Raw genomic sequence first — 17,005 nt, 5'->3', positions numbered from 1 at the left:
AAGGATATCGCGTCGTATCGACGATCGGGCGCCCGAAATCAAACCGCATCGTCTCCAACACTGTCCGGACCGGCGTCCGCCCTCACCGCAAAACCGGCTCAGGGCCTGCCATCGATCGCGGCGCGGCCGTATCCGTCCGCCGAGGCCGAAGCGTGACCGGCGCCGCTCGACATCTCCTCAGGCTGCGACACCATCGGCGCAGCCTGGAAACTGCTCACCGCATCGGGACCCAGCCGGGTTGGGACGTCGTCCGGATCGGGGCTGGGCAGGGCGTGGCTGACCAGCGTTCCCCCCATGACCGCGGCCAGCATCATCAAGGCCGCAAGCCCGACCGCCCGCGCGGATTTCAACAGAGACACCATCTGATTCCCCTCACATGCTTTCGTCGAAGTGGCTTTCGGCCCGCCAATTGCCGGGGGCGTCGTCGACAAAGTCGTCATGCTCGGGCCGCCCGTAGACCCGATAGAACAGTTCCGGATGCATGGCGGTCGCGCCGAAGGCGAAGCTGGCGATCACATGGCGCATCACCAGCGACGTCGCGGTGGCGAAGGGACGTCGCCGCGTGGCCGGGCCGGGCGACGATCGCCGGTTCGCCGTCATGCCCCGACCCTCGGCTTCGGTCCGGCAGCGCTGCGGCCGGTAGCCCCCTCCGGAGCGCATGGCCGGCCTTTGTTTGCGGAAGAGGCCGCAATCTCGTCCAGCGAGAGCGGAGCGCCGGGCGTGACGACCGATATCACGCCGACGGGCTGGTCATTGGCATGGTCACGGCTGACCCAGCCGGTGGGGAATGCCGTGATCGAATCGATGGCGATGCCGAATGCGCGGCCGTTGATCCAGAAGCGCAGGCTGCCACTGGGACCCGGGCGCGCCCGTCCGCTGGGAACGACGCTGGCGTCATCGGGTGGTCGGTTCACGGATCGCATGGATTTCTCCCACGAGGTTATGGGGAGACCTTGGCGATCCGTCGTTACCGTATCAGTTCGGATCCGTGGAATAAGGCTACAATCGTAATTTTATCGATCGCACCCGCGTCTCTGGAGCACGAGTTCAAAGACTCTCTCTGACGAATACATGAATCATGCGAGCAAGCACTGACAGTCGTCCGAACATCGTCGAACGACTGCTTCTCCAAGACCGGGCATGAACAAGAAAGTGGAAACGGCCATCCCCTGAGGAGATGCCGCGCTGATCCTGTCGCAGCCAGGATCAGCGCCCATCCGGCCGGCATGACACAGATGCCGGCCGGAACCCGGCTGCCGATTCGCCCGGCAGCCGTCGTCAGATCACTTCGACCGGCAGGGCGAAGACATAGCCGACGCCGCGCTCCGTCTGGATGACGCGCGGGGCGCTGGGGTCGGTCTCCAGCTTGCGCCGCAGCCGCAGCACCTGGACATCGATGGTGCGGTCGAAGACGTCCTCATGCACCCGGGTCGCCTGCAGCAGGTGTTCGCGCGAGAGCGGCCGCTGCGGGGCGCCGAGGAAGGCGATCAGCAGGGCGTATTCGCCCTTGGTCAGCGTGACCGGGGCGCCGGCGGAATCCGACAGGCGGCGCGTGCGGCGGTCGAGCTGCCACCCGCCGAAGCGGTAGCGGCCCCGTTCCGGATCCCGCGCCGGCACCGTGCGGCCGACCTCATGTCGGCGCAGCACCGCCCGGATCCGCGCCAGCAGCTCGCGCAGCCCGAAGGGCTTGGTCACGTAGTCGTCGGCCCCGAGTTCGAGCCCGACGACGCGATCGATCTCATCCCGCCGATGGCCGGTGGTGATGATGACCGGCACGTCGGAGCGCGACCGGATGTCGCGCAGCAGGTCGAGCCCGTCACCCTGGCCGAGATGCAGATCCAGGATCACCAGGCCCGGTTCGCCCTGGGCGAAATGGTCGTTGATGTCGTGGGGATCGGCCGCGGGGATGCCACGGAACCCATGCTCGTCGAGATAGTTGACGATCATGTGGAGCATCGCAGGATCGTCATCGACGACCAGGACGCGCACCGCCTGAGTGGTTTCGACGCTCATCATGAACCGTGAATCGACGCCCATCGTCACTCTTGTTTCAACGCTCATCGTCACCCGTGCTCCAGGTTGGAGACCCCGAACGGCCAACTGCGCCATAGGCATGCGGAGCCTTGACCCGCATTCCCCGGCGACACAGCGACTCTAGGATTCCCGTCAGAGACAAACACTGTCATCATACAAGTCCGCACCCAAACACATTGCCCCCGTCGTTGTTCCCTGTTGAGCCCGTTTCTTTTAAGAAGTCTACCATACTACCTCCAGCGCAAGCGCACGTCGATAGCTGGAGAAGAAATGACATCGAATTCATAGACCCCACTCTGGACCTTTCAGTCTTTGGTCTAAATGACCGGACTGCTGATGTCAGGTGCTGGCCTTGGTTCGTTGCCGGACGCCGGATGGTTTCTCCGGCGTCCGGGTTTGGGATCTCGATTGTCGATCCATCCCCTATACGACGTCCCCGTCGCGCTGGATCAGTGCTTCTTCGCCTAAGGCGACAAACAGTTGGCAGACCAGGGTGGCGAGCGGCATATCGGATGCGGTGGCAGGGGTTGCGAGCGCGCGCCGGCCGCTGTCGTCTCAGCTGTTCATGACGGCGTCGACCACCCGTTCGCGGGTCATCGGCAGGTCGCGGATGCGAATACCGAGCGCCCGGGCCACGGCATTTCCGATCGCCCCCGCCGCCGGCCCCAGCGAGACCTCCCCGACCCCGGTCGAGTCTTCCTCGGGTCGGGAGATCACGTCGACTTCGACCTCGGGGATCTCGGCGAAGCTCAGGATCGGATAATCCTTCCAGGTCTCCGCCGTCAGCAGCGTGCCTTCGGTCGGCACCGCCTCCTTCAGGGCCCAGCTCGCGGCCTGCAGCATGCCGCCCTCGACCTGGGCGACGATGCCCTCCGGGTTGATCGCCAGCCCGGCATCCACCGCCGCCCACATCCGGCGCAGCTCGACCTGCTCCTCCACCGCGACCAGGGCGACCACGGCGCAGTAGGACCCGGTGTTCTTGAACCGGGCGAAACCGAGCCCCAGGCCGCAGCCCGGCGGGCACGGGTCCGACCAGCCGCTCAGCGCCGCCACGCGCTCGATCACGGCGCGGGCCCGCGGGTCGGACAGATGCGCCAGGCGGAACGCCACCGGATCGATGCCGGCCTTGTCCGCCAGCTCGTCCATCACGCCCTCGATGGCGAAGACATTGGCGAAGGCGCCGAGCGAGCGCAGCGCCGACAGCCGGAACGGCAGGTCGGGCACGAACTGGTGGGTGACCCGCTGCGGCATGTCGTAGAGCGCGACGGCGTTCTTGGTGCCGCCATTGTGGGCCGGCAGGTCCTTCTGCCGCTCGAAGCTCCAGCCGCCGGCGGCCGCGGCCGGGCCCAGCAGGTTGATCTCTCCGTTCCAGCCCGGGCGGCGCATGTGGGTGCCCGACCGGGTCTCCATCTTCCAGCCGGTGATCCGCCCCCCGGCGACACTGGCGACGATGCGCACCCGCATCGGCGACCCCAGCGGCTCGGACACCAGCTCGTCCCGCCGGGTCCACTGCACCCGGACCGGGCGGCCCGGCACCGCCCGGGCCAGCAGCACCGCATCCATGGCCGCGTCGTCGGCGCCGTTGTGGCCGTAGCAGCCGGCGCCCTGGGCGTGCCGCACCCGGACCCGGTCGACGGCGAGTCCGGTCACCCGGGCGATCTGGTCGCGTAGGGCGAAGACCGATTGCGAATGGCTCCACACCGAAATGCCGTCGGGATCGACCACGGCGATGCCGCAGGACGGCCCGATCGAGCCATGGCCGATCAGCGGCTTGGTGTAGGTCGCCTCGACCCGGTCGCCGGCGGCGTCGGCCACACCCGGATCGTCGCGGATCACGCTGTCCTGGCCGGCGTGCTGCTCCAGGATGTCCAGCACCGTCCGGCTGCGGTCGTTGGGCTGCGGCGGTTGCCAGTCGCAGGCGCGCGCCAGCCGCTCCATCGCCACCGACAGCGTGTGCTCATCGGCCGCGATGACGCCGATCAGGTCACCTTGACGCAGGATGTGGAGCACGCCGGCCATCGCCGCGACCTTGTCGGCGGCCACCGCGCCGAGGCGGGCCTGCGGATGGGGCGGGCGCAGGATTCGGCCATGCAGCATGCCGGCCGGCGCGATGTCGTGGATGTAGACACCGCCGCCCAGGCGATCCTGCAGCCCGGCCTGTCGCGGGCTGGCGCCGACGATCCGGTACCGGCCCGGCGGCTTCACCGGCGCGGCGCCGGAGATCGCGGCGTCGAAGTCGATCTCGCCCGCCACCGTCCAGAAGGTGTCGCCCAGCGGGTCGCCGTCGCGATAGAACCGGCCGGCGGCGGTGGTCAGCTCGGCCGCTGCCGCCTGCGACCGCATCGCCGCCGCCTGCAGCAGCCGCTGCCGCAGCTCCGCCGCCGCCTCTCGGACAAGAGGCCCCGAGCCCTGCACCGACATGCTGCCGACGGTGCCGCCCTCGAAGGGCGAGATCGCGGTGTCGCCGGAGACGACGGCGATCGCGTCGAGCGGCAGGTCCAGCTCCTCCGCCGCGATCTGGCGCAGGGCGGTCAGGATCCCCTGCCCCAGCTCGACCTTGCCGGTCTTGAGCGTGACGGTGCCGGGCTCGGCCAGGTCGAACCAGGCGCCCAGGCGCCGGCTCGGGCCCGGCGACGGGCTGGCGGCCTCAGGCTTCATCATAGCCTCCCGACGCTACGACGGTGTCGATCGCGGCCGCGACCGCCCTGAGGATACCGAGATGCGCGCCGCAGCGGCAGAGGTTGCGGGACAGCGCCTGCTTCACCTCGACCATCGACGGGCGCTGCCGCCGCGACAGCAGGTCGTGCGCCGTGACGAAGATGCCGCTGAGGCAGTAGCCGCATTGGCCGGCCCCCGCCTCGGCCAGGGCCGCCCGCAGCGCGTCGGCGACCGGGCCCCGCAGGCCCTCCACGGTCTCGACCCGCTTGCCGGCGACATCCTCGACGAAGATGCTGCAGGCATAGTGCAGCCGGTCGTCGATCATGACGTTGCAGGCGCCGCAACTCTCCTCGCCGCAGCCGAAGCGCGTGCCTTTCAATCCCAGCTCGTTGCGCAATGCCAGGATCAGCGTCGATGCCCCATCGCTGCCGACCTCGACCTCTTCGCCATTGACCTGGAACCGGATCGACACGGCGGAGGCTCCTACGATCGCGCCGGCCGCAGGCCCGCGGCGAAGCGCCGGCCATTGGCGACATAGCGGGCGGCGACGGCCAGGCAGCGTTCCACGGCGGCATCGTCGAGTATGCCGACGGCCCGCGCCGGGGCCCCGATGATCAGCGAGCGGTCGGGAAAGGCCTTGCCCTCGGTCACCAGCGCATTCGCCCCGACCAGGGAATTCCGGCCGATCACCGCGTGGTTGAGGATGGTCGCGCCCATCCCGACCAGCGAGCCCTCCCCCACCGTGCAGCCATGCAGGATGGCGCGATGGCCGACCGAGCAGCGCGCCGCCAGCGTCAGCGGCGCCCCCATGTCGGTGTGCAGCACCGCGCCATCCTGGATGTTGGAATCCGCCCCGACCTTGATCCATTCATTGTCGCCGCGCAGGATGGCGCCGAACCAGATGCTGGCGCCGCGGCGCAGATGGACACGCCCGATGACATCGGCGCTGGGGGCGATCCAGACGTCGCTGTCGATCCGCGGATCATCGTCATCCAGCCCGTGGATGGTCATGACGGTCCGCCGAGGCCGAGCAGCCCGCGCGCCTCCTGCGGGGTTGCGACCGTGGCGCCCAGCTCCTCCACCAGCCGCCGCACCTTCGCGACCAGGGCCGCATTGGACGGCGCCAACTCGCCGCGGGCGATGTAGACCGCATCCTCCAGCCCGACCCGGACATGGCCGCCGGCCAGCAGCGACTGCACCGCCATCGGGAAGGTGGTTCGGCCGATGCCGAAGGCGGTCCAGGTCGCCTTCGCCGGCAGCAGCCCCCGGGCGTAGAGCACAGTCTCCGGCCCCGGCTGGAAGCCGTACTTCACCCCCATGACGATCGAGCACAGTGGCGCGGGGTCGAGCGTGCCGTCCGTCACCAGATCGTTCAGCAGCGCGATGTCGCCGGAATCGAACAGCTCGATCTCCGGCTTCACCCCTGCCTCGCGGATCACCTTGGCCATGCGACGGACATTGCCGGGCGTGTTGATCACCACCTCCCGGCCCGAATTCATGGTGTTGAGGTCGAGGGTGCAGATCTCGGGCTTCAGCAGGGCGATGTGCTCGACCCGCTGTTCGGGCACCATCAGGGTCGTGCCGGGCCCATAGACCTTGGGGTCGTCGGCCGAGGGCACGAAGCGCCCGCCCGGGCCGGTGGTGATGTTGAGGATGAGGTCGGGGTTGCCGTCGCGGATGCGGGCGACGACCTCGCGGTACAGCTCGATCGCCATCGACGGCCGGCCGGTCTCGGGGTCGCGCACATGGATATGCGCCACCGCCGCGCCGGCCTTCGCCGCCTCCAGCGCCGATTGCGCGATCTGCGCCGGGGTGATCGGCAGGTGCGGCGTCTGCTCCGGCGTGGTCAGGTTGCCGGTGATGGCGCAGGTGATCAGGACCTTGTCGAGCATGTGCCAGCCCTCCTAGAGCGCGCGGCCGCCATCGACCTGGATGATATGGCCGGTGGAATAGCCGAGATGGGTGGCGCAGGCGGTGATCGCGGCGGCGATATCCTCGACTCCGCCGATGCGCCGGAGCGGGGTGGAGGCCGCCACCTTATCATTGAAGTCGGCGCTGCGGCCGGGGACGAAGGCGGTGTCGACCACGCCGGGCGACACCGCCAGCACCCGCACCTGCGGCGCCAGGGCCCGCGCCAGCGCCTTGGTCATGACGTCGATGCCGGCCTTGGCCGCGCAATAGGCGATGTTCGACCCGACCCCGGTGAAGGACGCGATCGAGGAGATCGAGACCACGAGGCCGTCGCCGCAAGCCTTCAGGAGCGGCGCGAAGCTGCGGATCGCGGCGAACTGGCCGCGCCAGTTGACCTGGAACATGCGGTCGATGAAGGCGTCGTCGAGCGCATCGAGATCGGCATGCGGCACCGGCTTGGTGAAGCCCGCCGCATTGACCAGGATGTCGAGCCGGCCGTAGCGCCGCTCGATCTCCCCGCGCAGGGCGATCAGGGACGCGCTGTCCACCACATCGGCGGGATAGGCGGCATGGTCGCGGCCGCCGGGCAGCCGGCCGATCACCTCGGCCGCGGCGCGCCCGAACTCCGCGCCCGGCATGTGGGTGACGACGATGGTGGCGCCCGCCTCGGCCAGCATCCGGCCGGTGGCGGCCCCGATCGCGCCGGCGCCGCCGACGATCAGGGCAACCGTTCCGGAGAGGTCCTTGGGATAGGCCATGCTGCGGCTCACTTGATCGGGGGAACGGGAAGCTTCGCCTCGCCCGGCTCCATGACGAAGTCGTAGGCGAGCGTGTACCAGGGGGAGGTGACGCCGGGTTCGGGCGGCACTCCGCCCTCGTGGCGGACATATTCGCCCACCAGATGCCGGGTGACGCCGAACACGACATCGGTCTCCAGCCGCTCATCCTCGGCGACGAAGACCTGGGTGATCAGCGTCTTGTGGCCGGGCTTGTAGCCCAGGACATGCAGATGCGCCGGGCGATAGGGGTGGCGGTGCTGCGCGCGCAGCAGGTCGCCGACCGGCCCATGCGTCGGCACGGGATAGCCGGCCGGGCGGACCGAGCGGAACCAGAACCGGCCATCCGCATCGGTGGTGAACTTGCCACGCAGATTCATGTCCGCCTGGCTGTCGTCCTGGTTCTCGTACAGGCCGACCGGCGACGCCTGCCAGACATCGACCTCGACCTCGGGGATCGGGCGGCCCTGCGGGTCGGTGATCCGGCAGCGCGCGAACAGCTCCGGCCCCGGCGTCGCCGACCGGACGATCGAGCCGCCATTGGCCGTGCGCGGCGACTGCTTGCGCCAGAACGGGCCCAGCAGGGCCGAGGCCGTCTCCGTCGCGCCGGCATTGCCATTGTTCAGCAGGCAGATCAGCGTCGAGAATCCGATGGCGTCGGAGAACAGGACGCCTTCGTTGTGGCTGTCATTGGTGGCCTGGCCGATGCGGTTGAGGAAATCGATGCCCTGCTCGAACTCCTCCTCGGTCAGGCGGACCTCCCGGGCGAAGGCGTGGGCATGGCGCACCAGCGCGGCCATGATCTCCCGCAGCCGGGCATCCGGCGCGGCGGCCATGGCCTGCAGGACCGCCTCCGTCACCATCTCCTGATTGGCAATGATCATGAGTGCCTCCTGACGGCCTTCTATTACAATCGATTGCAAGCGGCAAGGAACTTTGATGCGAAAGCATCGGGCTCCGAGTGCGACATCCCTGCCGCTTTCGTCATGATTGACGTCAGCTTGACAGCCGGGCCCGGTTTATGCAAGCGATTGCACGTTCTGAGCTTGTCCCCTGCCCGCCCGTTGCGAGCAGCCCCTTCCGAAGGACCAAGGCGCACAGCATGAGCAGCCCGGACCACACCACCGCCTCCTTCGCCGCCGCGAAGGCGGAGTTCGAGACAGCCTGGCAGGACCCCAGCCACACCCGGTTCGAACTGCCCGCCGTCGACGTCAACCGCGTGCTGGAGGATCGCTACCGCACAAGTGCGCCGGTCCATGTCACCCGCACCATGGTGTGGGACATGGAGACCAAGAAGGCCTGGGACCCCGCGACCTACATCCCCTATGTCGTCTCGGGCGGCACGTCCTGGGGCCGCCACATGCTGAAGGACGGCCATGAGCGCTTCTTCAGGGCGTCGGAGCAGCGTGCCTGGATCGGTAACGATCGCGGCCAGGTGCTGGAGGATGTCTTCATCGACCACGCCGGGCAGGAGGTCGTCTTCCTCGGCCGCGACGAGATGACGACCGAGGCTGGAGGACGCATCCGGGCCGGCGACAACCAGCCGCTGTTCCATGTGATCCATGCCGCCGGCGGATCCGAAGCCGCGCCGCTGAATCTGTGGCGGATCGTGATCCTGACCGAGCGCCGCGACCCGCGCTTCATCGAGCCGTTCGAGCAGATGGTCAAGGCCGGCCTGCTGCCCGGATTCCTGGAGATCTACATCGCCCGGGACCTCGGCATCGTGCTGGAGCGTCGCTAGGCGCCACCCCACAACCGGCGACCGATCTTGACTTTCGGCCGAATTGCAATCGATTGTAGAAACGAATTGATGAGCCCCTCGCCCCAAGCGCCCCGGAGAGCGTCATGAGCGTGTCCGCCCCTTCGCGATCGACGACGGCAAGCCCCCAGACCGGCCGGAGTCTTCGCGTTCACAGCAAGGCCGAGGATGGGACCACGCTGTCCTTCGAGATCGAGAGCGCCCCGGTGCGGCGGGCGGCGGACGAGGTGGTGGTCGAGGTCGCGGCCGCGGCGGTCAACATGAGCGACGTCAAGGCCGTGCTGGGCCAGATGCCTTACGCCAGATGGCCGCGGACGCCGGGCCGCGACTTTGCCGGCACCGTGGTCGAGGGACCGGACGGACTGCTCGGCCTGGAGGTCTGGGGGTCGAGCGGCGACCTCGGCATCCGGACCGACGGCAGCCACGGCACCCATCTGGTCATCGGCGCCGCCAGCGTCCGCGCCAAGCCGCGCGCGCTGTCGCTGCCGGAGGCCGGCGCCATCGGCGTGCCCTTCGTCACCGCCTGGAAGGGGTTCGAGCGGGCCGGCCTGCCCAAGCCGGGCGACACCGTCGTGGTCTTCGGCGCCACCGGCAAGGTCGGCCAGGCGGCGATCCAGATCGCCACCATGCTGGGCGCCCGCACCTTCGGCGTCGTCCGGCGCGAAGGCGGCTTCGACGGCCATCACAGCGGGCCGCTGGAGATCGTGGCGGGACCCGGCCCCGAGATCGCGGCCCGTATCCGCGAGGCGACTGGCGGCCACGGCGCCGACATCGTCTTCAACGCGGTCGGCAGCCCCTATTTCGACACGGCACATCAGGTGCTCGCGCTGGGCGGGCGCCAGGTCCTGATCGCCACCATCGACCGCACCGTGCCCTTCGACATCCTGGCGTTCTACCGCGGCCAGCACACCTATGTCGGGATCGACAGCCTGGGCCTGAGCACCGAGGACAGCGTGTCGATCCTGGCGCAGCTGACGCCCGGCTTCGACAGCGGCGCGCTGAAGCCGTTCCCGGTGCTGCCATCCTCGATCTACCCGCTGGAGCGGGCGGCCGAGGCCTATGCCAAGGTGCTGGGATCGACCCGGGACCGCATCGTCCTCGCCCCGAACGGGCACCCGTGATGCAGGTCACCCGCTTCGACGACGCGCCCTTCTACCATCCGCCGGCGCATGACGACATGCGCTGCCTGCGGCTGCAGGGCCATGAGGCCGGCCCGACCTCGATGCTGTGGCTCGGCGCCTCGCATCTGCTGCCGGGCGGCGGCACCTCGCTCGACGCCTCGCCGCTGGAGAAGCTTTATCTCGTCCTCGAGGGCGAGGTCACGGTCGTCGCCGGCGGCGAGGAGGTGGTGCTGCACGCTTGGGATTCCTGCCGCATCGCGCCGGGCGAGGCCCGGGCGCTGCGCAACGACAGCAACCGGACAGCCACCATCCTGCTGGCCATGCCGCTGCCCGGCGCCGTTCCGGTCCCGACCTGATCGTACGGACGGCGTCGAGTGCCGTCACCGCGCCTTGCGCGGTCGCTTGGCACCTTCAGCCGGCGCCGCCTTCCGCGGCGCAGCGGTGGAGCCGCGGACGATCAGCCGGGACGGCAGCACCACGTTGCGGACGGAGATGCCCTCCTCTTCGATCGCCTGCTGCAGCAGGTCCGCTGCCTGCCGGCCCATCTCGCGATGGCTGATCCGGACCGTGGTCAGCGGCGGCTGTACCATGTCGACCAGCGGCATGTCGTTGTGGCCGACGATCGACAGGTCACGCGGGCAGTCCAGCCCCCGTTCGCGCAGCACGTCGTAGGCGCCGAGCGCCAGCAGGTCGTTCGCCGCCACGATCGCCGTCATCCCGGGATGGGCGTCGAGTAGCCGGCGCATCGCCACCGCCCCCTCCTCCCGCGTGTAGGCCGCGGCGACCTCGCAGGGGGCCGCGGCCGGGTCCAGCCCATGGGCCGCGAGGGCGTGACCGAAGCCGCGGCGGCGCAGGAAGCCGGTGGAATGCTGGGCCGGGCCGGCGAGATGGCCGATGCGGCGGTGTCCGAGCTCCACCAGATGATCCACGGCCAGCTGCATGCCGAAGCTGTCGTCGGACACCACCGCCGACAGCCGCGCCATGGTCTCGGCCCGGTTGACCAGCACCGCCGGCAGGTTCCGTTCGACACAGAATGCCGCCAGCGGATCGTCGCGGCTGACCGTGGCCAGGATCAGCCCATCGACACGGCGGGCCACCAGCCCGGCGGCGAGATCCAGCTGACGGTCGCCGTCATTGCCGACATCCGCGACGATCACCGAATAGCCCTGGGCCGACAGGCGCTCGCTGGCGCCGCTGAGGATCGGCGCGAACACCGTGTTGGCGATGTCGGGCACCAGGATGCCGACCAGCTTGGACCGCCCGGTGCGCAGGCTGGCGGCCACCGGGTCGGGGCGGTAGCTGAGATGGGCGGCCGCCTTCATCACCCGCGCCACCACCGCCGGCGCCACCATCGACCGCGTCGCCGGGTTCAGGGCGCGCGACACGGTCGACGCATGCACCCCGGCTGCCGCCGCCACCTGCTTCAGCGTCACGGCCCGTCGAGTGGTCTTCTGCGGCTGCGCCATTCCCGTTTCACCGAGCTTCCGTTCCGGTCAGCTACTGCAATTTCGGCTTGACCGCAATCGATTGTTCTGCAATCGATTGTACGAACACCATCTCGGCATGCCGGGGCCGGGCCCGGCCCATTCGGGAGCTTCCCATGAAGAAGACATTCGTCCGCGGCACGTGGCAGCAGTCGCGTGCGTTCTCGCCGGCCATCGTCACCGAAGGCGGGCGGATCGTCTGGATCGCCGGGCACACCGGCCAGAAGGACCAGGACGGCAAATCGCTCGCCGGCGACTTCGGGGCCCAGACCTACCAGACCTTCCGCAACATCGAGGCCACGTTGCAGGAGGCCGGGGCGACACTGAAGGATATCGTCACCATGACCGTGTTCCTCACCGACCCGCGCCACACCACCCGGATGACGGAGATCCGGACCGAGATCTTCGGCTCCGACTTCCCCGCCAGCGCGGCCATCACCGTCACCGGCTTCGCCGACCCGGCCATGCTGATCGAGATCCAGGGCATCGCGGTCATCGAATGAACCGCGACCCTGCGAACAGGGGGACTGCACGATGTCATCCAATTCGGGCCGGGGCACCGCCGGCGCCACCATAGGCGCCAGGCTGGACCGGCTGCCGGTCTCGGCCTTCCACCGCAAGGTCTTCGGCCTCGTCGCCGTCGGCATGTTCTTCGAGGGCTTCGACATCTACATCGCCGCCAGCGTGCTGGGGGCCGCCTACAAATCCGGCTTCTCGACGCTGGCGCAGAACGGCCTGTTCATCTCCATGACCTTCGTGGGGATGACGCTGGGGGCGTTCCTGACCGGCTTCCTGGGCGACCGCTACGGGCGCCGCCGCACCTACCAGCTCAACCTGATCGTGTTCGGCGCCGCCGCGATCGCCTCGGCCTTCGCGCCCGACATGGAGACGCTGATCGTCCTGCGGTTCCTGATGGGGCTGGGTCTGGGGGCGGAGACCGTGGTCGGCTATTCCATCGTCACCGAATTCTTCCCGCCGAAGGTCCGCGGCCGCTGGTCCGGGCTGATCGCCACCACGGTGACCTGCGGCCTGCCCGCCTCCGCCCTCATGGCCTGGCTGCTGGTCCCGACCTTCGGCTGGCGGGTGATGTTCATCCTGGGCGGCGTCGGCGCCCTGATCGCCTGGCTGCTGCGCCGCGGCCTGCCCGAATCCCCGCGCTGGCTCGAGGCGGTCGGGCGCCAGGCCGAGGCGGAGGCGCTGGTGTCCGACATCGAGCGCCAGGCCGCGATGGGCGGCGCCCTGCCGGCGCCCGACCTGTCGGCCAGGCCGGTCGCCCCGGGCCGTGCCGCCGACCTCCTGCGCGCGCCGCTGCTGTCGCGGCTGATCGTCGGCTGCGTGTCGCTGATGGTGGTCAACACCCTGATCTACGGCTTCGTCACCTGGCTGCCGACCATCTTCATCGGCCAGGGCCAGACCATCGCGAGCAGCACCGCCTTCGCCCTGCTGATGGCGGTGGGCGGGCCGATCGGGTCGGCGCTGGGGGCGGTCTCGGCCGACCTGTTCGGGCGCAAGCGCACCATCATCACCGCAGCCACCGTCGCCATCCTGCTGAGCGCCGCGTTCCCGCTGTCCCAGGACATCATCCTGACCGCGGCGATCGGCTTCCTGCTGACCATCCCGATCTACGTCCTGGTCGCGGCGCTGTTCGCAGTCTACATCCCGGAGCTGTTCCCGACCGAGCTCCGGCTGCGCGGCGTTGGCATCAGCAATGCGGCCGGGCGGAGCGCCAGCATCGTGGTGCCGCTGCTGATCGCCCCGATCCTGGCCCAGCACGGTGTCGCCGGCGTGCTGACGCTGATGGGCGTGGCCCTGGTCCTGCTGATCGTCGTGGTCGCCTGGCTGGGGATCGAACCCGAGCGCAAGAGCATTGAGGCGGTCGCGCCCGCCCCGGCATAGCGGCTTGCGCAATCGCGGCCGCTAGCGGCAGAGCGGCCGAACGTGGTTCTCGACCAGCCGGACGAGGCTGAGGGCGGCCATCTCGGAGGATTTCGGGTTGGTCGCCAGCGGCCGGTTCTCGATCGCGATGTCGAGCGTGCCGAAGGCGCCGGTGGCCCGCAGGCGATGGCCGTTGCCGACGGCCTTCGGGTCGGCCACGAGTTCGACCCGGGTCCGGTCGAGGCCGATGCCGGCCAGCGCCGCGATGGCGGCGACATTGGCGTTCGCCGGGAACCGGCCCGCCGCCTCGCGCGCCGAGCCGGCGAAGAACACCGTGGCCTCGGTCAGGCGGTCGAGGTCGACCAGCCCCGCCGCCGGCGTTCCCCGCCACGCCGCGGGCGGCTTCACGATCTGGTGCCGCACCTCGTCCAGCGGCAGCGCCGCGGCGGCCGCGAGCGCGTCGACGCCGGCCAGGGCGCCGGGCGGAATCAGGATCTGGCTGCCATGCCGCTCCGCCGTGGCGAAGAGGCGGTCCAGCACCCCGTCATCGCAGAAGGCGCTGGTCGAGGACACGGCGAAGCCACGCGCAAGCCGCAGCGCCGCGTGGCCCCAGGGCTCGACGGCATCCCGGCCTGCCGCCTCGACCACCAGGTCGGGCGTCGCCGCGCCGAGGTCGTCGGGGTGCTGCAGCCAGGGCACGCCGGGCGGCAGCTCCACGGGACGGGTCCGCGCGGCGATGCCGGCCAGGACGATGCCGGCGTCGCGCTCGGCCAGCAGTTGGACGACGCGGCGGCCGATCGCGCCCCATCCCACCAGGGCGAGGCGCAAGGGCGGCCGGGGCACGGGTTCTGTCGGCACGGATCAACCTTCCACCAGGGACCGGGCGAGCGTGATTTTTTCGGGGCTGAGCGGGCGGTCGGATGGTCGGGGCGGAGAGATTCGAACTCCCGACATCCTGCTCCCAAAGCAGGCGCGCTACCAGACTGCGCTACGCCCCGACGGCCCGAAACACCGCAGATTTCCTAGAGATTTCACAAGGGTTTGGCAAGGGTCATCTTTAAAGCCCAGGAGAACGAAACATCACCGATCATCAGGACGAGTCAGCAAGAGTCCCGACATAGTCCCGACCGGTGTTGCTTCTCCGTTCTCAGCATGCGAGATCATCCGCGACGGCCTGAACGGTTACGCTGTTCCAGACTTGCGTTAAGTTAAAGTCAAGCACCAATCGGGTTGGACGAAGATGTCGCCAGTGGGATGGGAGGCACTCAGGCAGTGGGGTGAAGACGCAGCTCGCATCCAACCGCTCGCTGGCGGAGTTGCCAACGACGTGTGGAGCGTGCGTGTCCACGGGCGCCTCGCGGTCGGTCGTCTCGGGGCCAGGAGCGACGCCGATCTCGCCTGGGAGACCGAGCTCCTCCAACACCTCCACCGTGAAGGTCTGGCCGTGCCGGTGCCGATCCCGACGACGGACGGCCGGCTGTTCGCGGACGGTCTGGTGGTGATGACCTATGTGGAGGGCGGACCGCCCGAGACGGAGGCCGACTGGCGTCGCGTGGCCGACACGCTCCACCGGCTGCATCGGTTGACGCAGGGCTGGCCGCAGCGCCCGGGCTGGCGATCGTCGACCGACCTCCTGCATGCCGAGACCGGAACCAAGATCGACCTCGCCGCGATGCCGCCCGAGGGCGTGGCCCGATGTCGGGCCGCGTGGGCGCGGCTCATCGGACGTCCGACATGCGTCGTCCACGGCAACCCCAACAACTCCGGCAATGTCCGCATGACCGCGGATCGGGTGACGCTGATCGACTGGGACGAGGCGCATGTCGACGTCCCCGACCTCGACCTGGTGCTGCCCCACAACGCCGCCGGCCTCGACGGCGGCTGGCATGACATCGCCGCGCAAGCGTCGGCCGCATGGGAAGCCGCCGTCTGCTGGGACGATGAGCACGCGATCAAGCGACTTGCCGAAGTTCGAGCGGTCTGAGCAGCGGCAGCGCCACAACCAGACATCGACCGGCGCCTCAGCCTCCGAGATAGGCTTCCATGGAATCGTCGAGCGCTTCCAGCCAGGGCGTGTGGTGCTTCGGCGACATGGTGCCGGTCATCAGCGACCGATAGGCGTGGTTGCGGAAGCCCATGATGTCCTCCGCCTTGTGGTGCTCCCACTCCATGAAGGTCTGGTTGGTGGCCTCGATGTCGAAGGGCGGATAATCCGTCTCGGCCAGCAGCTCCTTCACATAGTCGCCCTGGAACCAGATCATCTGCTCGGCGCCGTCCAGCGTCTCCTCCCGGGCCCGCCATTTGGCGAAATGTGCCGCCTGCTCGGCCTCCGGCGGCAGCTCGATCCGGCCCATCATGACGTCGCGCGCCCACCAGGCCTGAACGTCGAACATGTTGAAGGTATAAAACTGGTCCTGCATGCCGATGTAGAACAGCTGCGGGTTGCGGTCATAGACCACGCCCTTGTACAGGCTGTCGCTCCACAGCCGGTTGGCGGTCTTCAGCCGCAGATCATCCGGCAGGAACGGGAAGTGATGCTGGTAGCCGGTGCAGAGGATCAGCGCATCGACATCCTTTGAGGAACCGTCGAGGAAATGCGCCGTGCGGTTCTCCAGCTTGACCAGCAGCGGCCGTTCTTCGAAATTCTTCGGCCATTTGAAGCCCATCGGCTTCGAGCGGTAGCTCGTGGTCACCGACTTGGCGCCGTATTTCCAGCATTGCGAGCCGATGTCCTCGGCCGAATAGCTGCGGCCGACGATCAGGATGTCCTTGCCCTTGAACTCGACCGCATCGCGGAAGTCGTGGGCGTGCAGCACCCGACCGTTGAAGGTCTTCACGCCCTCGAAATAGGGGACGTTCGGCGTCGAGAAATGGCCGCTGGCGACGACGACGTAGTCGAACGCCTCGTCATACATGCGGTCTTCGATGCGGTTGTGGGCCGTCACCGTGAACTTCTTTGTCTCCGCGTCGAACTTGACCATGCGCACCGGCGTGCTGAAGCGCACCCACTTGCGGACATCCGCCTTTTCGACCCGGCCCTTGATGTAGTCCCACAACACGGCCCGCGGCGGGTAGGACGCGATCGGCTTGCCGAAATGCTCCTCAAAGGAATAGTCGGCGAATTCCAGGCATTCCTTCGGCCCGTTGGACCAGAGGTAGCGGTACATGCTGCCATGCACCGGCTCGCCATACTCATCCAGCCCGGTGCGCCAGGTGTAGTTCCACAAGCCCCCCCAATCGGCCTGCTTCTCGAAGCAGACGACCTCCGGGATCTCGGCCCCCTTCTGGGCGGCGGACTGGAAGGCCCGCAGCTGGGCAAGGCCGGATGGGCCGGCGCCGATGACGGCTACTCTGGTCATGGATGGTCCCCTGTCGCTGGCATGCTGT

19 protein-coding genes and 1 tRNA gene are annotated in these 17,005 nt (G+C 68.9%); 6 read left to right on the top strand and 14 right to left on the bottom strand.

All coding sequences use genetic code 11. The annotated features are described in order from the left end of the window. Positions 1 to 98: 98 nt before the first annotated feature. The 10 genes from AB4112_RS14525 to AB4112_RS14480 all read right to left on the bottom strand — a co-directional run bounded on the left by AB4112_RS14525 (position 99) and on the right by AB4112_RS14480 (position 8,263). On the bottom strand, positions 99 to 362 hold the full coding sequence (locus tag AB4112_RS14525) for a hypothetical protein (protein ID WP_309794445.1): 264 nt from the start codon (positions 360 to 362) through the stop codon (positions 99 to 101). Positions 363 to 372: 10 nt separating this feature from the next. Beyond that, positions 373 to 600 (bottom strand): hypothetical protein, encoded by a 228-nt coding sequence (locus tag AB4112_RS14520; RefSeq protein ID WP_309794446.1) that lies wholly within the window; start codon positions 598 to 600, stop codon positions 373 to 375. Beyond that, positions 597 to 923 (bottom strand): hypothetical protein, encoded by a 327-nt coding sequence (locus tag AB4112_RS14515; RefSeq protein WP_309794448.1) that lies wholly within the window; start codon positions 921 to 923, stop codon positions 597 to 599. Before AB4112_RS14515 ends, AB4112_RS14520 begins: the two co-directional genes overlap by 4 nt. A gap of 355 nt (positions 924 to 1,278) precedes the next feature. After that, positions 1,279 to 2,037 (bottom strand): response regulator, encoded by a 759-nt coding sequence (locus AB4112_RS14510; RefSeq protein WP_309794450.1) that lies wholly within the window; start codon positions 2,035 to 2,037, stop codon positions 1,279 to 1,281. 552 nt (positions 2,038 to 2,589) lie between these two features. Beyond that, positions 2,590 to 4,692: a molybdopterin cofactor-binding domain-containing protein gene (locus AB4112_RS14505; protein ID WP_441720590.1), complete on the bottom strand. Its 2,103-nt coding sequence runs from the start codon at positions 4,690 to 4,692 to the stop codon at positions 2,590 to 2,592. After that, complete coding sequence (locus AB4112_RS14500; protein ID WP_441720588.1) at positions 4,682 to 5,164, bottom strand: (2Fe-2S)-binding protein; 483 nt, start codon at positions 5,162 to 5,164, stop codon at positions 4,682 to 4,684. Before AB4112_RS14500 ends, AB4112_RS14505 begins: the two co-directional genes overlap by 11 nt. 11 nt (positions 5,165 to 5,175) lie before the next feature. Further along, complete coding sequence (locus AB4112_RS14495; protein ID WP_309794454.1) at positions 5,176 to 5,703, bottom strand: gamma carbonic anhydrase family protein; 528 nt, start codon at positions 5,701 to 5,703, stop codon at positions 5,176 to 5,178. After that, positions 5,700 to 6,584 (bottom strand): 3-keto-5-aminohexanoate cleavage protein, encoded by an 885-nt coding sequence (locus AB4112_RS14490; RefSeq protein WP_309794456.1) that lies wholly within the window; start codon positions 6,582 to 6,584, stop codon positions 5,700 to 5,702. Before AB4112_RS14490 ends, AB4112_RS14495 begins: the two co-directional genes overlap by 4 nt. A 12-nt stretch (positions 6,585 to 6,596) precedes the next feature. Next, positions 6,597 to 7,361, bottom strand: a complete 765-nt coding sequence (locus AB4112_RS14485; RefSeq protein WP_441720585.1) for an SDR family NAD(P)-dependent oxidoreductase — start codon at positions 7,359 to 7,361, stop codon at positions 6,597 to 6,599. A gap of 8 nt (positions 7,362 to 7,369) precedes the next feature. Further along, complete coding sequence (locus AB4112_RS14480; protein WP_441720584.1) at positions 7,370 to 8,263, bottom strand: dioxygenase family protein; 894 nt, start codon at positions 8,261 to 8,263, stop codon at positions 7,370 to 7,372. A 218-nt stretch (positions 8,264 to 8,481) separates the two neighbouring features. On the opposite strand from AB4112_RS14480, the gene AB4112_RS14475 reads away from it, so the two are divergent. The 3 genes from AB4112_RS14475 to AB4112_RS14465 all read left to right on the top strand — a co-directional run bounded on the left by AB4112_RS14475 (position 8,482) and on the right by AB4112_RS14465 (position 10,615). Continuing rightward, positions 8,482 to 9,120, top strand: coding sequence for a hypothetical protein (locus AB4112_RS14475; RefSeq protein ID WP_309794459.1), 639 nt, complete (start codon positions 8,482 to 8,484; stop codon positions 9,118 to 9,120). 104 nt (positions 9,121 to 9,224) lie between these two features. Then, positions 9,225 to 10,259 (top strand): quinone oxidoreductase family protein, encoded by a 1,035-nt coding sequence (locus AB4112_RS14470; RefSeq protein ID WP_309794460.1) that lies wholly within the window; start codon positions 9,225 to 9,227, stop codon positions 10,257 to 10,259. Further along, positions 10,259 to 10,615 carry a cupin domain-containing protein gene (locus AB4112_RS14465; protein WP_309794462.1) on the top strand — a complete coding sequence of 119 codons (357 nt, stop codon included), beginning with the start codon at positions 10,259 to 10,261 and terminating at the stop codon, positions 10,613 to 10,615. The genes AB4112_RS14470 and AB4112_RS14465 overlap by 1 nt, the downstream gene beginning before the upstream one ends. Before the next feature lie 24 nt (positions 10,616 to 10,639). Here the strand turns inward: AB4112_RS14465 and AB4112_RS14460 are convergent, their stop codons facing one another. Then, on the bottom strand, positions 10,640 to 11,725 hold the full coding sequence (locus AB4112_RS14460; protein ID WP_309794464.1) for a LacI family DNA-binding transcriptional regulator: 1,086 nt from the start codon (positions 11,723 to 11,725) through the stop codon (positions 10,640 to 10,642). A gap of 134 nt (positions 11,726 to 11,859) precedes the next feature. On the opposite strand from AB4112_RS14460, the gene AB4112_RS14455 reads away from it, so the two are divergent. Both AB4112_RS14455 and AB4112_RS14450 read left to right on the top strand, forming a co-directional pair. Then, positions 11,860 to 12,246 carry a RidA family protein gene (locus AB4112_RS14455; RefSeq protein ID WP_309794466.1) on the top strand — a complete coding sequence of 129 codons (387 nt, stop codon included), beginning with the start codon at positions 11,860 to 11,862 and terminating at the stop codon, positions 12,244 to 12,246. A gap of 31 nt (positions 12,247 to 12,277) precedes the next feature. Then, positions 12,278 to 13,639 (top strand): MFS transporter, encoded by a 1,362-nt coding sequence (locus AB4112_RS14450; protein WP_441720581.1) that lies wholly within the window; start codon positions 12,278 to 12,280, stop codon positions 13,637 to 13,639. 21 nt (positions 13,640 to 13,660) lie between these two features. Here AB4112_RS14450 and AB4112_RS14445 read toward each other — a convergent pair whose 3' ends face one another. Together AB4112_RS14445 and AB4112_RS14440 are read right to left on the bottom strand one after the other, a co-directional pair. Next, a complete protein-coding gene (locus AB4112_RS14445; RefSeq protein ID WP_441720579.1) occupies positions 13,661 to 14,476 on the bottom strand; it encodes an aspartate dehydrogenase in 816 nt (271 codons plus the stop codon). A gap of 63 nt (positions 14,477 to 14,539) precedes the next feature. Then, positions 14,540 to 14,616: transfer RNA gene (locus AB4112_RS14440), tRNA-Pro, on the bottom strand. Positions 14,617 to 15,062: 446 nt separating this feature from the next. On the opposite strand from AB4112_RS14440, the gene AB4112_RS14435 reads away from it, so the two are divergent. Beyond that, positions 15,063 to 15,602: a phosphotransferase gene (locus AB4112_RS14435; protein WP_441720577.1), complete on the top strand. Its 540-nt coding sequence runs from the start codon at positions 15,063 to 15,065 to the stop codon at positions 15,600 to 15,602. Between the two features lie 37 nt (positions 15,603 to 15,639). Here the strand turns inward: AB4112_RS14435 and AB4112_RS14430 are convergent, their stop codons facing one another. After that, positions 15,640 to 16,977 (bottom strand): NAD(P)-binding domain-containing protein, encoded by a 1,338-nt coding sequence (locus tag AB4112_RS14430; protein WP_441720575.1) that lies wholly within the window; start codon positions 16,975 to 16,977, stop codon positions 15,640 to 15,642. Positions 16,978 to 17,005: the final 28 nt, after the last annotated feature.

The sequence above is a fragment of the Inquilinus sp. 2KB_23 genome (genome assembly GCF_052115705.1).
GTDB classification, from domain to species: Bacteria; Pseudomonadota; Alphaproteobacteria; order DSM-16000; family Inquilinaceae; genus Inquilinus; species Inquilinus ginsengisoli_A.
This window is presented reverse-complemented; position numbering and strand designations above follow the sequence as displayed.